General features: G+C 63.0%; 12 protein-coding genes. 11 read left to right on the forward strand and 1 reads right to left on the reverse strand.

Annotated elements, in window-relative coordinates; genetic code table 11:
- Nucleotides 1–169: 169 nt before the first annotated feature.
- Nucleotides 170–1189 (reverse strand): LacI family DNA-binding transcriptional regulator, encoded by a 1020-nt coding sequence (locus tag WA950_RS10385; protein ID WP_424551633.1) that lies wholly within the window; start codon nucleotides 1187–1189, stop codon nucleotides 170–172.
- Nucleotides 1190–1473: 284 nt separating this feature from the next.
- Here WA950_RS10385 and WA950_RS10390 point away from each other — a divergent pair, with 284 nt between their 5' ends.
- From WA950_RS10390 to fdhE, 11 genes are all read left to right on the forward strand, one after another.
- Complete coding sequence (locus WA950_RS10390) at nucleotides 1474–2520, forward strand: sugar ABC transporter substrate-binding protein (protein WP_424551634.1); 1047 nt, start codon at nucleotides 1474–1476, stop codon at nucleotides 2518–2520.
- Between the two features lie 67 nt (nucleotides 2521–2587).
- Nucleotides 2588–3409 (forward strand): ATP-binding cassette domain-containing protein, encoded by an 822-nt coding sequence (locus tag WA950_RS10395; protein WP_424551635.1) that lies wholly within the window; start codon nucleotides 2588–2590, stop codon nucleotides 3407–3409.
- Nucleotides 3406–4659, forward strand: a complete 1254-nt coding sequence (locus WA950_RS10400) for a sugar ABC transporter permease (protein WP_424551636.1) — start codon at nucleotides 3406–3408, stop codon at nucleotides 4657–4659. The genes WA950_RS10395 and WA950_RS10400 overlap by 4 nt, the downstream gene beginning before the upstream one ends.
- Before the next feature lie 26 nt (nucleotides 4660–4685).
- A complete protein-coding gene (locus WA950_RS10405) occupies nucleotides 4686–5414 on the forward strand; it encodes an SDR family oxidoreductase (protein WP_424551637.1) in 729 nt (242 codons plus the stop codon).
- Between the two features lie 65 nt (nucleotides 5415–5479).
- On the forward strand, nucleotides 5480–7111 hold the full coding sequence (locus WA950_RS10410; protein ID WP_424551638.1) for an FGGY-family carbohydrate kinase: 1632 nt from the start codon (nucleotides 5480–5482) through the stop codon (nucleotides 7109–7111).
- A gap of 441 nt (nucleotides 7112–7552) precedes the next feature.
- Entirely contained in the window at nucleotides 7553–8650 is a 1098-nt protein-coding gene (locus WA950_RS10415; RefSeq protein WP_424551731.1) for a transglutaminase-like domain-containing protein, read from the forward strand.
- Between the two features lie 103 nt (nucleotides 8651–8753).
- Nucleotides 8754–9836 carry a selenide, water dikinase SelD gene (gene selD, locus WA950_RS10420; RefSeq protein ID WP_424551639.1) on the forward strand — a complete coding sequence of 361 codons (1083 nt, stop codon included), beginning with the start codon at nucleotides 8754–8756 and terminating at the stop codon, nucleotides 9834–9836.
- A 341-nt stretch (nucleotides 9837–10177) separates the two neighbouring features.
- Nucleotides 10178–13252: a formate dehydrogenase-N subunit alpha gene (gene fdnG, locus WA950_RS10425; RefSeq protein WP_424551640.1), complete on the forward strand. Its 3075-nt coding sequence runs from the start codon at nucleotides 10178–10180 to the stop codon at nucleotides 13250–13252.
- Between the two features lie 12 nt (nucleotides 13253–13264).
- The gene (gene fdxH / locus WA950_RS10430) at nucleotides 13265–14206 is read left to right on the forward strand and encodes a formate dehydrogenase subunit beta (RefSeq protein WP_424551641.1); all 942 of its coding nucleotides are present in this window, start codon (nucleotides 13265–13267) and stop codon (nucleotides 14204–14206) included.
- The gene (locus WA950_RS10435) at nucleotides 14203–14907 is read left to right on the forward strand and encodes a formate dehydrogenase subunit gamma (RefSeq protein WP_424551642.1); all 705 of its coding nucleotides are present in this window, start codon (nucleotides 14203–14205) and stop codon (nucleotides 14905–14907) included. Before fdxH ends, WA950_RS10435 begins: the two co-directional genes overlap by 4 nt.
- Before the next feature lie 60 nt (nucleotides 14908–14967).
- Nucleotides 14968–15885, forward strand: a complete 918-nt coding sequence (fdhE, locus tag WA950_RS10440; RefSeq protein ID WP_424551643.1) for a formate dehydrogenase accessory protein FdhE — start codon at nucleotides 14968–14970, stop codon at nucleotides 15883–15885.
- Nucleotides 15886–15891: the final 6 nt, after the last annotated feature.

Raw genomic sequence — 15891 nt, forward strand, 5'->3', positions numbered from 1 at the left:
TCGAAGGGAATTCCTACATTTTTTCTGCAAGAATGCAACGGCCATTTTACGCGTCGAGCAAGACGGATTTGCAGGCCCGGTCGCACGGCCGAAAAGGAACGATATCGCTCTTCGCGCGGGCATGACAAGACGCTGCATCTGGCTGCCTGCCGTCGCCGGCGGCGGCCGGTCAGCCGATCTTTTCGGCGATCGGCGGTATCTGCACGACGGTCAGGTCGGTCGCGCCGGAATCGATGATGGCGAAGACCGCTTCAAGCATTTTCGGCACGTCCTGCCGCATCATCTCGATATGGTCGCCGAGCATGGCGACGAAGGGATCCCAGTCGAAGCAGCCGAGCTGCGGCACGCGATCCGCGTAGTGGCCTGAGCTGCGGATCCAGCGCATCACGCCTTCCAGCGAAATCGTCGAATTGACGAACATGCCGCGCGGCAGGTTGCTGGTGCGCCCGGCCAGTTGCTTCATGGCGTTTTCCGCCTTTTCGGGGGCGTAGCCGCAGGTCAGCACCAGCGTTTCGTCCAGCACGACGCCCGCTTGCGCATGGGCATCGCGGAATCCCCGCACGCGCTCCATCGTGTTGTGGTCCGTGCCGCGGCCGCCGACGAACAGGAGAGGGGTCTTTTCGCCGTATTCCTTCTCGCAATTGGCGAGCACGCGGCGTGTCAGTTCGAGCGCGCCGCCGTAGTTGTCGGATATGACGGACGGTGCGCGCGCGCCGGGCAGGTCGAGATTGATCGTCCTGACGCCGGCGGCGGCGCACAGGTCCATGACGCGGTCGGGATCGGTGGCGCCGGTCGCGACCAGGCAGTCGACCTGATAGGACAGCATGGCGCGCGCCGCCTCCAGCTCGAGCGCCGGATCGCGCCGCGTGCAGGTGATGATCGGGAAGAGGCCGCGCTCGCGGGCAAGCGCCTCGAACTGCTCGACGATGGAGCCGAAATAGCGGTTGTCGTATTTGGGGACGATCATGCCGATGATCTTGGAGCGATCGCGCCGCAGGACGCTGGCCTGCATGTTGAGCGCATAGCCCTGTTCCTCGGCGAGCTTGGTGATCTTCTCGGCGAGCTTGACGCTGATGCGCCGTTTCTTCCAGTTGCCGTTCAGCACGGCGCTGACGGCACTGGCCGAGGTCCCCGCCAGTTCCGCCAGATCGTAGATCGTCGTCCTTTTCGTCTGCGGCGTCCGATTCACATTTCATCTCCGTTTCGTGAGCCACCTTGACACCAATGGGGATTGGTGGCAATTCTTGCTTCATCGATTGAGCAAGAGTGCTCCATCGATGAAGTTGCCTGAACAGCAAGGCTGGCCCAAGGGAGGAGTCAGACGGAGCACCGACGAACCGGACGTTGCGGCATCGCCGTAGCGAACGATGATCTGCGCGTCCCAGGCGCGTGGTTGGAGGTCGGGCTTGTCGCCCTTGGCGGCCTGAGGTCGCCGGCGATCACGAACTTGAAAATCAACCGTGGAGGAACCCAATGAAGACGCTATCTTATCTGCTCGCATCGACCGGTCTCGTCCTGTCGCTTGGCAGTGCCGCCCTTGCCCAGGAAAACGCGACCGTCGCCTTCCTGATGCCTGACCAGGCTTCGACCCGCTACGAGCAGCACGATTATCCCGGCTTCAAGGCCGAGATGGAGAAGCTGTGCGCGAGCTGCACGGTGATCTACCAGAACGCCAATGCCAACGTGGCGCTCCAGCAGCAGCAGTTCAACTCGGTGATCGCGCAGGGTGCCAAGGTCATCGTGCTCGATCCGGTCGATTCGGCTGCCGCCGCCGCACTCGTCGAGATCGCCCAGTCGCAGGACGTCAAGGTGATCGCCTATGACCGTCCGATCCCGGACAAGCCGGCCGACTATTACGTCTCCTTCGACAACCAGGGTATCGGCAAGGCCATCGCGCAGTCGCTCGTCGACCACCTGAAGGCCAAGGGCGTTCCGGACGGCGCCGGCGTGCTGCAGATCAACGGTTCGCCGACCGATGCGGCTGCCGGCCTTATCCGCGACGGCATCGATTCCGCGCTCGACGCTTCGCCCTACAAGACGCTTGCCGAATTCGACACGCCGGACTGGGCGCCGCCGAAGGCACAGGAATGGGCGGCCGGCCAGATCACCCGCTTCGGCGACGAGATCAAGGGCATCGTGGCGGCCAATGACGGCACGGGCGGCGGCGCGATTGCGGCGCTGAAGGCGGCCGGCGTCAAGGAAATGCCGCCGGTGACGGGCAACGACGCGACGATCGCGGCGCTCCAGCTCATCATCTCCGGCGACCAGTACAACACGATCTCCAAGCCTTCGGAAATCGTCGCGGCTGCTGCCGCCAACGTCGCGGTGCAGCTCCTGAAGGGCGAAACGCCGGAAGCGACCCACAAGCTCTACGAAACGCCTTCGCAGCTTTTCGTACCGGCAGTGGTCACGGCGGAAAACATCAAGGCGGAGATCTTCGACAAGGGCATCAACAAGCCGGAAGAAGTCTGCACTGGCGAATATGTTGAAGGTTGCCGCAAACTCGGCATCATCAACTAATTCCGCCCATCGTGTCCGGCCGCTTGACGCGGCCGGACATCCCGATCAGTCGAAAGGTCCGAGGGCCATGACAGCCACGCTTCAAAGTGCTCCCGCCAAGGGGGAGTCGGTGCTGCGCCTCAGCGGCATATCCAAGAATTTCGGGGCCGTATCCGCGCTGACGGATATCGAGCTCGACGTGAAGGCCGGCGAAGTCGTCGCGCTCGTCGGCGACAACGGCGCCGGCAAATCGACGCTGGTCAAGGTGCTTGCCGGCGTGCATCAGGCGTCTTCCGGCACGATCGAATTCTGCGGCCAGCAGGTGACGCTCGACAGCCCCGCCAAGGCGCTCGACCTCGGCATTGCGACGGTGTTCCAGGACCTGGCGCTCTGCGAAAATCTCGACGTGGTGGCAAACCTGTTCCTCGGGCATGAAATGTCGCCCTGGGCGCTCGACGAAGTTGCCATGGAGGTGCGCGCCTGGACGTTGCTGCGCGAGCTTGCCGCGCGCATTCCTTCGGTGCGCGAGCCCATCGCATCGCTCTCCGGCGGCCAGCGCCAGACCGTCGCCATCGCGCGCTCGCTGCTGCTCAATCCGAGGCTCATCATGCTCGACGAGCCGACCGCCGCGCTCGGCGTCGCCCAGACCGCGGAAGTGCTGAACCTCATCGAGCGCGTGCGTGACCGCGGCCTCGGTGTCATCATTATCAGTCACAACATGGAAGACGTGCGCGCCGTCGCCGACCGCATCGTCGTGCTGCGGCTGGGGCGAAACAACGGCGTCTTCACGCCTGACTCGTCCAATCAGGAACTCGTTTCCGCCATTACGGGCGCGACGGACAATTCCGTCTCGCGTCGCGCCGAGCGCAAGTTCGGTGAAGCACAGGAACATCACGGGGGAGCCGTATGAGCCAGAACCCTTCCAACAACGCCCAGCCGACGCTGGACCGCAGCGACGAGCGCGTGCGCCACGATGACAGCCTCGCCGCCATGGCGAAGGGTTTTGTCGATCGCGTGCGTTCCGGCGATCTCGGCATGCTGCCGGTCGCCGTTGGCCTCGTCGTCATCTCCGTCGTCTTCTCGGCGCTCAACCCGATCTTCCTTGCACCCAACAATCTGGTGAATCTGCTGTTCGACTGCGCGACGGTCGGCGTCATCTCGCTCGGTGTCGTCTGTGTGCTGGTGCTCGGTGAAATCGACTTGTCCATCGGCTCGATGAGCGGGCTTGCCTCGGCCATTGTCGGCGTGGTCTGGGTCAATATGGGCTGGCCGATCGCAGGCGCGATCATCGCGGCGCTGGTGATCGGCGCGGGTGTCGGGATGCTCTATGCCACACTATACAATCGCCTCGGCATGCCGAGCTTCATTGCAACGCTTGCGGGCCTGCTCGCGCTGCTCGGCCTGCAGCTCTACATTCTGGGACCGACAGGCTCGATCAATCTGCCCTACGCATCGCCGCTGGTCCGCTTCGGCCAGATCCTGATCATGCCCGACTGGCTGTCCTATACGCTGGCGCTCGTGCCGGGCCTTGTCATGATCGCCCGGGGATTGCGCACCCGCAGCCAGCGTCTTGCGGCAAACCTTTCCGCCCAGCCGATGCGGGCGCTGATCCTCAAGGCCGCCGTTCTGACGGTCCTGCTGGAAGTCGCCGTCTACTACCTCAACCTCGGCCGTGGCCTGCCGTGGATGTTCGCGCTGTTCATCGCGCTCGCCGTCATCCTCAACTATGCGCTGACGCGCACCAAGTGGGGCCGCTCCATGTTCGCCGTCGGCGGCAACAAGGAGGCCGCGCGCCGCTCCGGCATCAATGTGCGCCGCATCTACATGAGCGCCTTCATGCTCTGCTCGACGCTGGCGGCCCTCGGCGGCATTCTCTCCGCATCGCGTCTTGCCTCGTCGAGCCAGCAGGCCGGCACGGGCGACGTCAACCTCAACGCCATCGCTGCGGCGGTCATCGGCGGCACCAGCCTGTTCGGCGGTCGCGGCAGCGCCTATTCGGCTCTTCTCGGCGTCATCGTCATCCAGGCGATCTCGAATGGCCTGACGCTGCTCAACCTCTCGTCGTCGCTGCGCTACATGATCACCGGCGGTGTTCTCGCCATCGCTGTTATCGTCGATTCGCTTGCCCGTCGCTCCCGTGTCAGCCACGGCCGCGCCTAACGAATACTGGAATGGAGTTTTTGACCATGGCTGACCTCATGAAGGGCAAGATTGCCGCCATCACGGGTGCCGCATCCGGCATCGGCCTCGAATGTGCCCGCACCCTCCTTGCCGAAGGCGCGAAGGTGGTACTCGTCGACCGGGCGCAGGACAGGCTGGAACAGCTCTGCAAGGAGCTGGGACCCAATGCGCTTCGACTCGTCGTCGATCTGCTGAAGCCGTCCGATGTCTCGGGAATGCTGCCGCGTATCCTTGAAATCGCCGGCGGGCTGGATGTCTTCCACGCCAATGCCGGCGCCTATATCGGCGGGCCGGTGGCGGAAGGCGATCCCGATGCCTGGGATCGCATGCTGAACCTCAACATCAATGCGGCCTTCCGCTCGGTTCATGCGGTCCTGCCCTACATGATCGAGAAGAAGACGGGCGACATCCTCTTCACCAGCTCGATCGCCGGCGTCGTGCCGGTCGTCTGGGAGCCGATCTACACCGCCTCGAAATTCGCGGTGCAGGCCTTCGTGCATTCCACGCGCCGCCAGGTGGCGCAGCACGGCGTTCGCGTCGGTGCGGTCCTGCCGGGTCCGGTGGTGACGGCGTTGCTCGACGACTGGCCGAAGGAGAAGATGGACGAGGCGCTTGCCAATGGCAGCCTGATGCAGCCGAAGGAAGTGGCCGACGCCGTGCTCTTCATGCTGACGCGGCCGCGCAACGTGACGATCCGCGACCTCGTGATCCTGCCCAACAGCGTCGATCTTTGAGGCGAAAGCGGCGGGCGGCATGACGCCGTTCGCCAGAAACATTCCTGATTTCAGGCGGTAGAACCATGAGCAACATCTCCTCCGCACGTCCCGCGGACGGCGAGCGCTACCTTGTCGGCGTCGACGTCGGCACGGGAAGCGCCAGAGCCGGTCTCTTCGATCTTGCCGGCCATATGCTGGCCTCCGGGAAGCGCGACATTTCGCTGTTTCGCGAGGCGGGCGCGATGGTCGAGCAGTCGAGCACGGAAATCTGGGCTGCCGTCTGCGCCTCCGTGCGCGAGGCTGTCGCCAAGGCCGGTGTTGCGCCCGAAACGGTCGCCGGCATCGGCTTTGATGCTACCTGCTCGCTGGTCGTGCTGGGCGCAGAGGGCACGCCGCTGCCCGTCGGCCCGTCCGAAGACCCGCAGCGCGACATCATCGTCTGGATGGATCACCGCGCGGTGGACCAGGTCGAGCGCATCAACGCCCTGGGGCACGAGGTGCTGCGCTATGTCGGCGGGCGCATATCGCCGGAGATGGAGACGCCGAAACTCCTGTGGCTCAAGGAAAACCGGCCGCAGGTCTTCGATGCGGCTTGGCAGTTCTTCGACCTTGCGGACTTCCTGACCTGGCGGGCGACGGGCGATCTTGCCCGCTCCACCTGCACCGTTACCTGCAAATGGACCTATCTCGCGCATGAAAAGCGCTGGGACCCGAGCTATTTCCACGGCATCGGCCTCGGCACTCTGGCGGACGAGAACTTTGCCCGGATCGGCCAGCGCGTCGTTGAACCGGGCACTCCGCTCGGCTCCGGCCTGACGGTGCAGGCGGCGGCAGACCTCGGCCTTGCCGTCGGGACGCCGGTCGCCGCCGGCATGATCGACGCTCATGCGGGTGGTATCGGCACGGTGGGCGTCGACGGGCCGCCGGAAAACAATCTCGGCTATGTCTTCGGCACGTCTTCCTGCACCATGACCTCGACCCGGGAGCCTGTCTTCGTGCCGGGCGTCTGGGGGCCGTATTTCTCCGCCATGGTGCCGGGCATGTGGCTGAACGAGGGTGGCCAGTCGGCGGCAGGCGCTGCCATCGAACAGCTCCTGTCCTTCCATCCTGCTGCGGACGAAGCCGCGGTCCTTGCCGGGACGCGCGGTGTTTCCCTGCCGGTCCTGCTCGCCGAGCTGGCATCGCAGAAAGCAAAAAGCCTCTCCGAAGTCGCTGCACTGGCGGACAGCCTGCATGTCGTCCCCGAATTCCTCGGCAACCGCGCGCCCTTCGCCGATCCGCATGCCCGTGCGGCCATCGTCGGCCTCGGCATGGAGCGCGACCTCGACAATCTCGTCGCGCTCTACATCGCCGGTCTCTGCGGCATCGGCTACGGCCTTCGCCAGATCATCGAAACACAGGCGGCGGCAGGCGCGCCGATCGACAGGATCGTGATCAGCGGCGGTGCCGGCCAACTCGATCTCGTCCGCCAGTTGCTTGCCGATGCAACCGGGAAGCCGTTGCTGGCAACCAGATCCGAGGAGCCGGTGCTGCTCGGCGCCGCCATTCTCGGTAGTGTGGCCGGCGGCGCTTTCCCGGACATGCGTTCAGCGATGGCGGCGCTTTCGGCGACCGACCGCAGCTACCAGCCGGCCGGCGGCGAGATTGCCGCTCTCCACGCCAGACGATACGACGCCTTCACACGGCTTCAGGCGCTGGCCCGCGAGATCCGCTAGCACGGATCGATAGTCCGATTTCTGGTGGCGGATCGGGGTCGTTTTGCGACGCCGGTCCCGCCGATCCTGTCTCCCGGTTCGCCGCTTGACAATCGTCCAGGTAGAGCTACGCTTCAGGTGTGGCTTCAATTTCGGCTCCCGAGGCTCGGGGCGCCAATTTTCCGACCTGCTCGGCACGCACGCTCGTTGCAGCGGGAAGCTCGTGTTGTTTTCCCCATAGCCTATCGGAAATTGCGTTGGTTTCACCGCAAGCGGCGTTTGCACCCCGGCGGGATGAAGCGCGGGCTTCATCTGAATCCGGTCGTTCGTCGACCGGATTTCTTCCTGACATCTACCAAGGACAGGGCGTCCTTGCTGTGTTCGTTGTCGCTTCAGGCAATCCCTGATGGGGAAGCCGAAGGGCGGTCTGGCATTGTTGGCAAGAGGAGGAAAGAGACGATGATCATTCGGCGTGAATTCCTGGCTGGTGCAGCGGCCTGTTCTGTGACTGCATTGATGCTGCCCGCAGCGGCGAAAGCCGCAAGGCGGTTTGATCCGCAACCGGGCGATTGGCGCACCTTCAGCGTCACCACGCGCATCGACCTGCCTGAAAAGAGCGGCGTCGCGCAGGCTTGGGTGCCGTTGCCGTCGCTGCACGAAGACGAGTGGATGCTCCCCGTCGGCGACGAATGGAGCGGCAACGCGGTCTCCGCCGAAGTTGTGACCGATCCGAAACATGGCACCCGGATCCTCCGCGCAAGGTTCGAGCCGGATCGGGGCGCGGCGGTGCTTGAGGTCAAGAGCCGGATCAGGGTGCAGAGCCGCGCGGCGTCCTTCGGAGCCGCCACGCAAATCCAAGGTTTGAGCGATGCCGAGCGGCAGCTCTATCTCGAAGCGACGGACTGGATGCCGACCGATGGCATCGTCAAGCAAACGGCGGACGGCATCACGCAGGGATTGTCTTCGGATCACGACAAGGCCCGGGCGATCTATGACTGGGTTGTCGAGAACTGTTCCCGGGACGGCGCGGTTCGTGGTTGTGGCACGGGCGATGTCGTTGCTCTGTTGAACTCTGCCGATCGCGGCGGCAAGTGCGCGGATCTGAACGCGCTTTATGTCGCGCTTGCCAGAGCGTCAGGGGTCCCGGCACGGGATGTCTACGGGGTTCGCGTTGCGCCGTCGCAGTTCGGCTACAAGAGCCTCGGGGCTGGTTCGGCAAACATCACCAAGGCGCAGCACTGTCGCGCGGAGGTGTTCCTGTCGGACTTCGGGTGGATCGCGGTGGATCCGGCGGATGTGCGCAAGGTGATGCTGGAAGAGCCGCCGCGCGACAATGCGATCGACTCCCCGGCGGTGGTCGCGGCGCGCGAAAAGCTGTTCGGGGCATGGGAGGGCAACTGGCTCGCCTACAATGCCGGCCATGACCTGGTGCTGCCCGGCTCCTCCCATAAGGTCGCGTTCCTGATGTATCCGCAGGCCGAGACCGGCGGCGTTCTGCTCGACAGCCTCGATCCGGACGCTTTCAGCTACGTCATCACGTCGGCCGAGATAACGGCCTGAGCCGCAAGCGCCACACGGGAACGGGTTTGCGAGATCCGTTCCCGTACAGCGAGCAGGTAAACCAGATTTAGCCGTGAACACTTTCTGCCATTGGAGGCCGTCCATGAATGTCCAGGGTTCCCCAACAAGCGGTGCGCAGCCGGTCACTGAACCGCTACGCCTGACCGACCTCGCCCATGGTGGCGGCTGCGGCTGCAAGCTGGCGCCTTCGGTGCTCCAGCAATTGCTGGGCGGGCAGGCGGAAACCAGTTTCACCCAGCTTCTGGTCGGCACGGAAACGGGGGACGATGCCGCAGTCTGGCAGGTGGACGACAACACATGCGTGGTTGCCACCACCGACTTCTTCATGCCGATGGTCGACGATCCGCACGATTTCGGGCGCATCGCCGCGACCAACGCCATTTCGGACATTTATGCGATGGGGGCGAAGCCGATCATGGCGCTCGCGATCCTGGGCATGCCGCTGGAAAAGATGCCGGTCGAAACCGTTCGCGCAATCCTCGCCGGCGGCCGGGCTGTCTGTGCCGAAGCCGGGATCCCGGTGGCGGGCGGCCATTCCATCGATACGCCCGAGCCGATCTACGGGCTGGCGGTGATCGGGCTTTGCCGGCCCGGCCAGGTGCGGCGAAACCGCAACGCCCGGCCGGGCGATGCGATCATCTTGACCAAGGCGCTTGGCGTCGGGATCTATTCGGCCGCCATCAAGAAACGCCGCCTTGCCGAGGATGGCTATGACGAAATGATCGGCTCCACGACGCTGCTCAACCGTGTCGGCAGCGAGCTTGCCGACCTTGCGCATGTGCATGCGATTACCGATGTGACCGGCTTTGGTCTTTTGGGGCATGCGCTCGAAATGGCGCGCGGCGCGGGCGTGACCATCGCAATCCGCGACGGCGCCGTGCCCCTGTTCCGTCAGGCCGAAACGCTTGCCCAGCAGGGCTGCGTGACCGGTGCGTCCATCCGCAACTGGAAAAGTCACGGCGAGGGCGTGTCGCTGCCGGACGAGATGCCGGAATGGCGCCGCCATCTCTTCACCGATCCGCAGACCTCCGGCGGCCTGCTGATTGCCTGCGCCGTGGAGCAGGCTGACGCGGTGCTCGAAACGATCCTTGCGGCCGGCTATCCTTCGGCAGCCATCATCGGACGTGTCGAGGCCGGCGACCCCCTGGTGAGGATATTGTCCTAGGGGGGAACCGGTGAGGCTCCGGTCTTGCCGGGGCGGCTCACGGCCGCAATTCTGTCGCCTCGTCAATACTGCAATTTTTTTGATAGTATAGTGCGAATTATTCCATTTGTCTGGCGTCTCCTTTTGAACGTAGTCTGATGAAGGCGCGCTCCATGATGTTCAGTGCAAGTATTTTTTCCTGACAATCGAGTGCAAGTATATGTATGTGTGTTCGCGACCGCAATATTTTTTATTGAGCTGTCGCAGCATATTGAGCGGTTTTTATGTTCTTTATTTTGTAGATGTTCTTACGTGGCTGGAAAACTTGACGGCCCCCGGGCGGGTCCAAGGTGGAGGGAAGAATGAATCTGGATCTCTCACGTCGCGCCTTTCTGAAGGGCGCAAGCGCAGGCATCGCGAGTACGACGCTGGGCGCGTTCGGGTTCGGCGGACTTGCCGATGCCTATGCTGCGACCGTGAAGCCGTTCAGGCTGAACAAGACCAGGGAAGCGCGCAGCTCCTGTCCCTACTGCGCCGTCTGCTGCGGCATGATGATCTTCTCGGAGGAGAGCAAGGCCGAGCCCGGGAAAATGGAGGTCACCCATATCGAGGGTGACGTCGACAGCCCGGTGAATCGCGGAACGCTCTGTCCCAAGGGTGCGGCGGCGATCGACTACATCCGCTCCAAGACGCGCGTGAAGCATCCGATGTACCGCAAGCCTGGCGGCCACAAGTTCGAGCAGGTGACGTGGGATTTCGCCATGGAGCGCATCGCGAAATTGATGAAAGAGGACCGCGACGCCAATTTCGTAGAGACCAACAATGATGGGGTTCCGGTCAATCGCTGGACGACGATGGGCTTCCTGTCGGGCAGTTCGGTGACCAATGAAACGGGGTGGATGACCTACAAGGTCGCCCGCGGCCTCGGTATCCTGCAACTCGAGAACCAAGCACGAGTTTGACACGGACCGACGGTGTCCAGTCTGGGCCCAACATTCGGTCGCGGTGCAATGACAAACAGCTGGACGGACATCAAGAATGCCGATGTAGTCTGGATCATGGGCGGTAATGCCGCCGAGGCGCATCCCTGCGGGTTCAAATGGGTCACCGAGGCGAAAGCCGAGCGTGGCGCCAAACTCATGGTCGTCGATCCGCGGTTCAACCGCTCGGCGGCTGTCGCGGACCACTATGCGCCCATCCGTCCCGGCAGCGATGTCGCGTTCCTGTCGGGGGTTGTGCATTACCTGCTGTCCAACGACAAGATCCACCACGAATATGTGCGCCACTACACGAACGCTTCCTACATCGTGCGGGAGGATTTCGACTTCGAGGAAGGTCTGTTCACGGGCTACGACGAAGAGAAGCGCAGCTACGACCGCAGCACATGGGAATACGAGTTCGGTCCGGATGGCTTTGCGCTTCGGGACATGACGCTCGCCAATCCGCGCTGCGTCTTCCAGCTGATGAAGAAGCATTTCGAGGCCTATACGCCCGAAATGGTGGAGCGCATCAGCGGCACGCCGAAGGAAAAATTCCTCACGGTGGCCGAATGGGTGGCGTCCACCGCCAATGGCAAGCGCGCCATGACCATCATGTACGCGCTTGGCTGGACGCAACATTCCAGTGGCGCCCAGAACATCCGCACAGCGGCGATGATCCAGTTGCTGTGCGGCAATATCGGTATCCCCGGCGGCGGCGTGAACGCGTTGCGCGGTCATTCCAATGTCCAGGGCATTACGGATGTGGGAACGCTGACGGCGGCAATTCCGGGCTATCTCGCCCTGCCGACTGACAAAGAGACGACGCTCGAGGCCCATCTCGGCAAGCGGACGTTCAAGCCCCTGCAACCGAACCAGACGAGTTACTGGCAGAACTACCGGAAGTTCTATGTGAGCTTCCTGAAGAGCTACTTCGGTGCAAAGGCGACGAAGGAAAACGACTACGGCTTCGACTGGCTGCCCAAGGTGGACGTACCTTACGACGCCTTGCGCATGTTCGATGTCATGTATCAGGGCAAGACCACGGGACTGCTCTGCCAGGGCTTCAATCCACTGATGTCGATCGCCGATTCACGCAAGTCGCTGGCCGGGCTGTCGAAGCTAAAGTTCCTCGTCAGCATGGACCCGATCGAGACGGATACGGTCCGGTTCTGGGAAAACCATGGCGAGTTCAACGACGTCGATACCGCCAATATCCAGACGGAAGTGTTCATGCTTCCGGTGACATCGTTTGCCGAGGAGGAGGGCAGCTTCACCAATTCCAGCCGCTGCATCATGTGGAAGTGGCCGGCCGCCGATCCGTATTTCGAGGCGCGCAAGGATATCGACATCCTGGCCGATCTCTTCACGCGGATTCGCAAGCTCTACGAGACGGAGGGAGGCACGGCCGCCGAGCCGCTGATGGCCATCGACTGGAGCTACGAGGATCCACTCAAGCCGAGCCCGGATGAGCTGCTGCGGGAGCTGAACGGCAAGGCGCTTGCCGATGTCAGGGACGCGGAAGGCAATGTCATTCGCCGCGCGGGCGAGCAACTCGCCAGCTTCGGTGAAATGCGTGACGACGGTTCCACGGACGGTTCGATGTGGATCTATACCGGTGTCTACGGGCCGAAAGGCAATTTCTCCCAGCGGCGCGACAACAGCGATCCGTCCGGGCTGGGTGTGTTCGGTGACTGGGGCTTCTCATGGCCGGCCAACCGCCGTCTGCAGTACAACCGTGCTTCCGCCGATCCGGACGGCAAGCCATGGAGCGAGGAGAAGAAATACATCTACTGGAACGGCGAACGCTGGACCGGACCGGACGTGCCGGACTGTGTGCCGACGATCCCGCCGGATCAGGCCACCGGTCCGTTCATCATGAACGCGGAAGGCGTGTCGCGCCTGTGGGTTCGCGGGTTGATCGCGGATGGGCCGTTCCCGGCCCACTACGAGCCGTTCGAATCGCCGGTCGCCAATCCGATGTTCCCGAAGATCAAGGGCAATCCGGTGGCGCGCGTGTTCAACAACGACATGGGGATTTTCGGCGATTCGGCGACATTCTCCATCGTTGCAACCACCTACCGCATGACGGAACACTTCCACTACTGGACCAAGAACGTTCACACGAATGCGGTCCTGCAGCCGGAATCCATTGTCGAAATGTCGGAGCAGCTTGCGAAGGAGAAAGGCATCGCGGCCGGACAGATGGTTCGGATCTGGTCGAAGCGCGGAGAGGTCAAGGCCAAGGCGGTCGTCACCAAGCGGCTGACCCCGCTACAGGTCGACGGAAAGACGGTCCATACGATCGGCCTGCCTCTGCATTTCGGCTTCATCGGCGAAACGAAGAAGGCCTCGCCGATCAACTCGCTCACGCCGCCTGTTGGCGATCCAAACTCGCATACGCCGGAGTTCAAGGCGTTTCTTGTCAATATCGAGCCCATAGCCGGGCCGGTGGCATAGGAGGAGGGGGCGATGTTTCCACCCATTGAAAATCCGACCACGGAACCCGTCTCCGCCAAGTTCGGCGAGGCGGACCTGCTGCGCCGCTCGGCCTCGACCATCACACCGCCGGCCGCACGGCAGACGGAAGTGGCGAAGCTGATCGATGTGTCCAAATGTATCGGCTGCAAGGCATGCCAGTCGGCCTGCCTCGAATGGAACGAACTGGTCGAAGACGTCGGCGTCAACACCGGCGTCTACGACAACCCGCACGACCTGACGCCGAATACATGGACCCTGATGCGGTTCACCGAATTCGAGAATGCCGACACGGGCAATCTCGAATGGCTGATCCGCAAGGACGGCTGCATGCATTGCGAGGATCCGGGCTGTCTCAAGGCCTGCCCGGCGCCGGGCGCCATCGTGCAATATACGAACGGCATCGTCGATTTCGTCCATGACAACTGTATCGGCTGCGGCTACTGCGTGGCGGGCTGTCCCTTCAACATTCCGCGTATCTCCAAGGTCGACAACAAGGCCTACAAGTGCTCGCTCTGCGTCGACCGGGTGGCTGTCGGTCAGGGGCCGGCCTGCGCGAAGGCATGCCCGACCCAGGCGATCGTTTTCGGCACCAAGGAGGAAATGAAGCAATATGCGGCGACCCGCATCGAGGACCTGAAGTCGCGCGGCTTTGCCAATGCCGGGCTCTACGATCCTCCGGGCGTGAAGGGCACGCATGTCATGTATGTGCTGCATCACAACGATCGGCCGGAACTCTATGCCGGCCTCGCCCACAATCCGCGTATCAGCACCGCAGTCAGCGCCTGGAAGGGCCTGACCAAATATGCCGGCCTGACGGCCATCAGCGCATTCGCTGCTATCGGCTTCCTTCACTATCTGGTTGCAGGCCCCAACCGGGTTTCGCCGGAGGACGAAGAAGCCGCAGAGCGCCTCGCGGAGGGTGAAAAGCAATGACGACCCGGACCGAAACCCAAAAAGGCGACAGGATAGAACAAGGCACGCCGGTCACCGTTCATCGCTATACGGCAGCGGCGCGCATCAATCACTGGATTACCGCGATCAGCCTCGTGCTGCTCGCCCTGTCCGGGCTCGCATTGTTCCATCCCAGCCTGTATTTCCTGACCGGCCTTTTCGGTGGCGGACCGCTGGCCAGGATCATCCATCCCTTCATCGGCGTGGTGCTGATGCTCAGCTTCCTGGGGCTGTTTGCCCGGTTCTGGAAGCTCAACCTGTGGACGCGCACGGACAATATCTGGCTTGGCCGTGTCAAGGACGTGCTGGCCGCACAGGAAGGCAGCCTGCCGGAAGTCGGCAAGTACAATGCCGGCCAGAAACTGGTGTTCTGGTCGATGTCGATCCTGATCGTTCTGCTGTTCGTCAGCGGCATCGTCATCTGGCAGCAGTATTTCAGCGCCTACTTCACGATTGACCAGCGTCGCATTGCCGTTCTGAGCCATTCCGTGCTGGCTATCGTGGCCATCTGCGTGTGGATCGTCCACGTCTATGCGGCCATTTGGGTCCGTGGTACCGTCGGGGCGATGACCCGTGGCAAGGTGACAGGCGGCTGGGCCTGGCGACACCATCGCCGCTGGCTGAAGGAACTCGCCAAGCGAAAGCCGGAGGCCGATCCGACGTCATCGACACCCGCCGAATGAATGACTGCCTGACAGGAACAGGAATGCAAACGTGACCCGTGTGGTTCGTGGGAGAGTGTATTGAGAAAGTTCCATGACCTGAAGGCCGATCCCACAAAGATCGGCAATATTGCCAAGCCGCCATTCGTGCAGCTTCCCGATCCCGATGAACTCTTCGCCGCCCGCGCGACCCGGTTCCGTCAACTGGCGGTAGGGCACGATCTCGGCCCCTATCTGGAGTTCCTTGCCGGTGTTTGCGAGGTGCAGGCTGCCGTGCAGGATGATCTGCCGGAGCCGGTCATGCCGGCGCCGGAAATCCTCGAGCGCGCCGCCATCCATGAAATGCCGCCGGTCTCCCGGGCCGATTTCGTCGCCGACGAGGCCTTCTCGGTCCTGTTCGATCGCCTGACGTCGGCTGCGTCCACGCTTCATATGCCGCCGGAAGGCCATGTCGCGCTTTCGCAGGTACGGGCTGCGGACCGAGAGAAACGTGAAGGGATCATCGGCAATATCCTGTCGGACTTCGTTCCGGCGGATGCGGTGGCCGAACATGTCTTCGTTGCGGCGGTGATGCAGGTCCATTTCGCCCGGCTGGCCGCGCGGCTCGATCCCACGGTGCTGAAACCGGTCGGCGACGGCGTGTGTCCGGTCTGCGGCGCGCCGCCGTCCAGCAGCATCATTGTCGACTGGCTCGGGGCGCAAGGCGCGCGCTTCTGTTCGTGCTCGCTGTGCGGCACGTTGTGGAACTATGTCCGTGCCAAATGCACGCTCTGCGGATCGACCAAGGAGATTTCCTATCAAGCCATCGAGGCGGAGCCGGAGGGGGTGAAGGCCGAGACATGCGCCGCTTGCCAGGGCTATGTGAAGATCGTCTATCAGGACAAGATCCGGGCAGTCGATCCTGTCGCCGATGATGTGGCAACGCTGGGGCTTGACCTGCTGGTGCGCGAACTCGATTTCCGCCGCGGCGGGGTCAACCCGTTCCTCATCGGTTATTGATCCGCC

It is taken from the genome of Shinella sp. (genome assembly GCF_049651085.1).
GTDB lineage: Bacteria > Pseudomonadota > Alphaproteobacteria > Rhizobiales > Rhizobiaceae > Shinella.

Coding starts and splice junctions, on each gene's coding strand:
- WA950_RS10390 (WP_424551634.1), top strand. CDS start 1,474: ATGAAGACGCTATCTTATCTGCTCGCATCGACCGGTCTCGTCCTGTCG.
- WA950_RS10395 (WP_424551635.1), top strand. CDS start 2,588: ATGACAGCCACGCTTCAAAGTGCTCCCGCCAAGGGGGAGTCGGTGCTG.
- WA950_RS10400 (WP_424551636.1), top strand. CDS start 3,406: ATGAGCCAGAACCCTTCCAACAACGCCCAGCCGACGCTGGACCGCAGC.
- WA950_RS10405 (WP_424551637.1), top strand. CDS start 4,686: ATGGCTGACCTCATGAAGGGCAAGATTGCCGCCATCACGGGTGCCGCA.
- WA950_RS10410 (WP_424551638.1), top strand. CDS start 5,480: ATGAGCAACATCTCCTCCGCACGTCCCGCGGACGGCGAGCGCTACCTT.
- selD (WP_424551639.1), top strand. CDS start 8,754: ATGAATGTCCAGGGTTCCCCAACAAGCGGTGCGCAGCCGGTCACTGAA.
- fdxH (WP_424551641.1), top strand. CDS start 13,265: ATGTTTCCACCCATTGAAAATCCGACCACGGAACCCGTCTCCGCCAAG.
- WA950_RS10435 (WP_424551642.1), top strand. CDS start 14,203: ATGACGACCCGGACCGAAACCCAAAAAGGCGACAGGATAGAACAAGGC.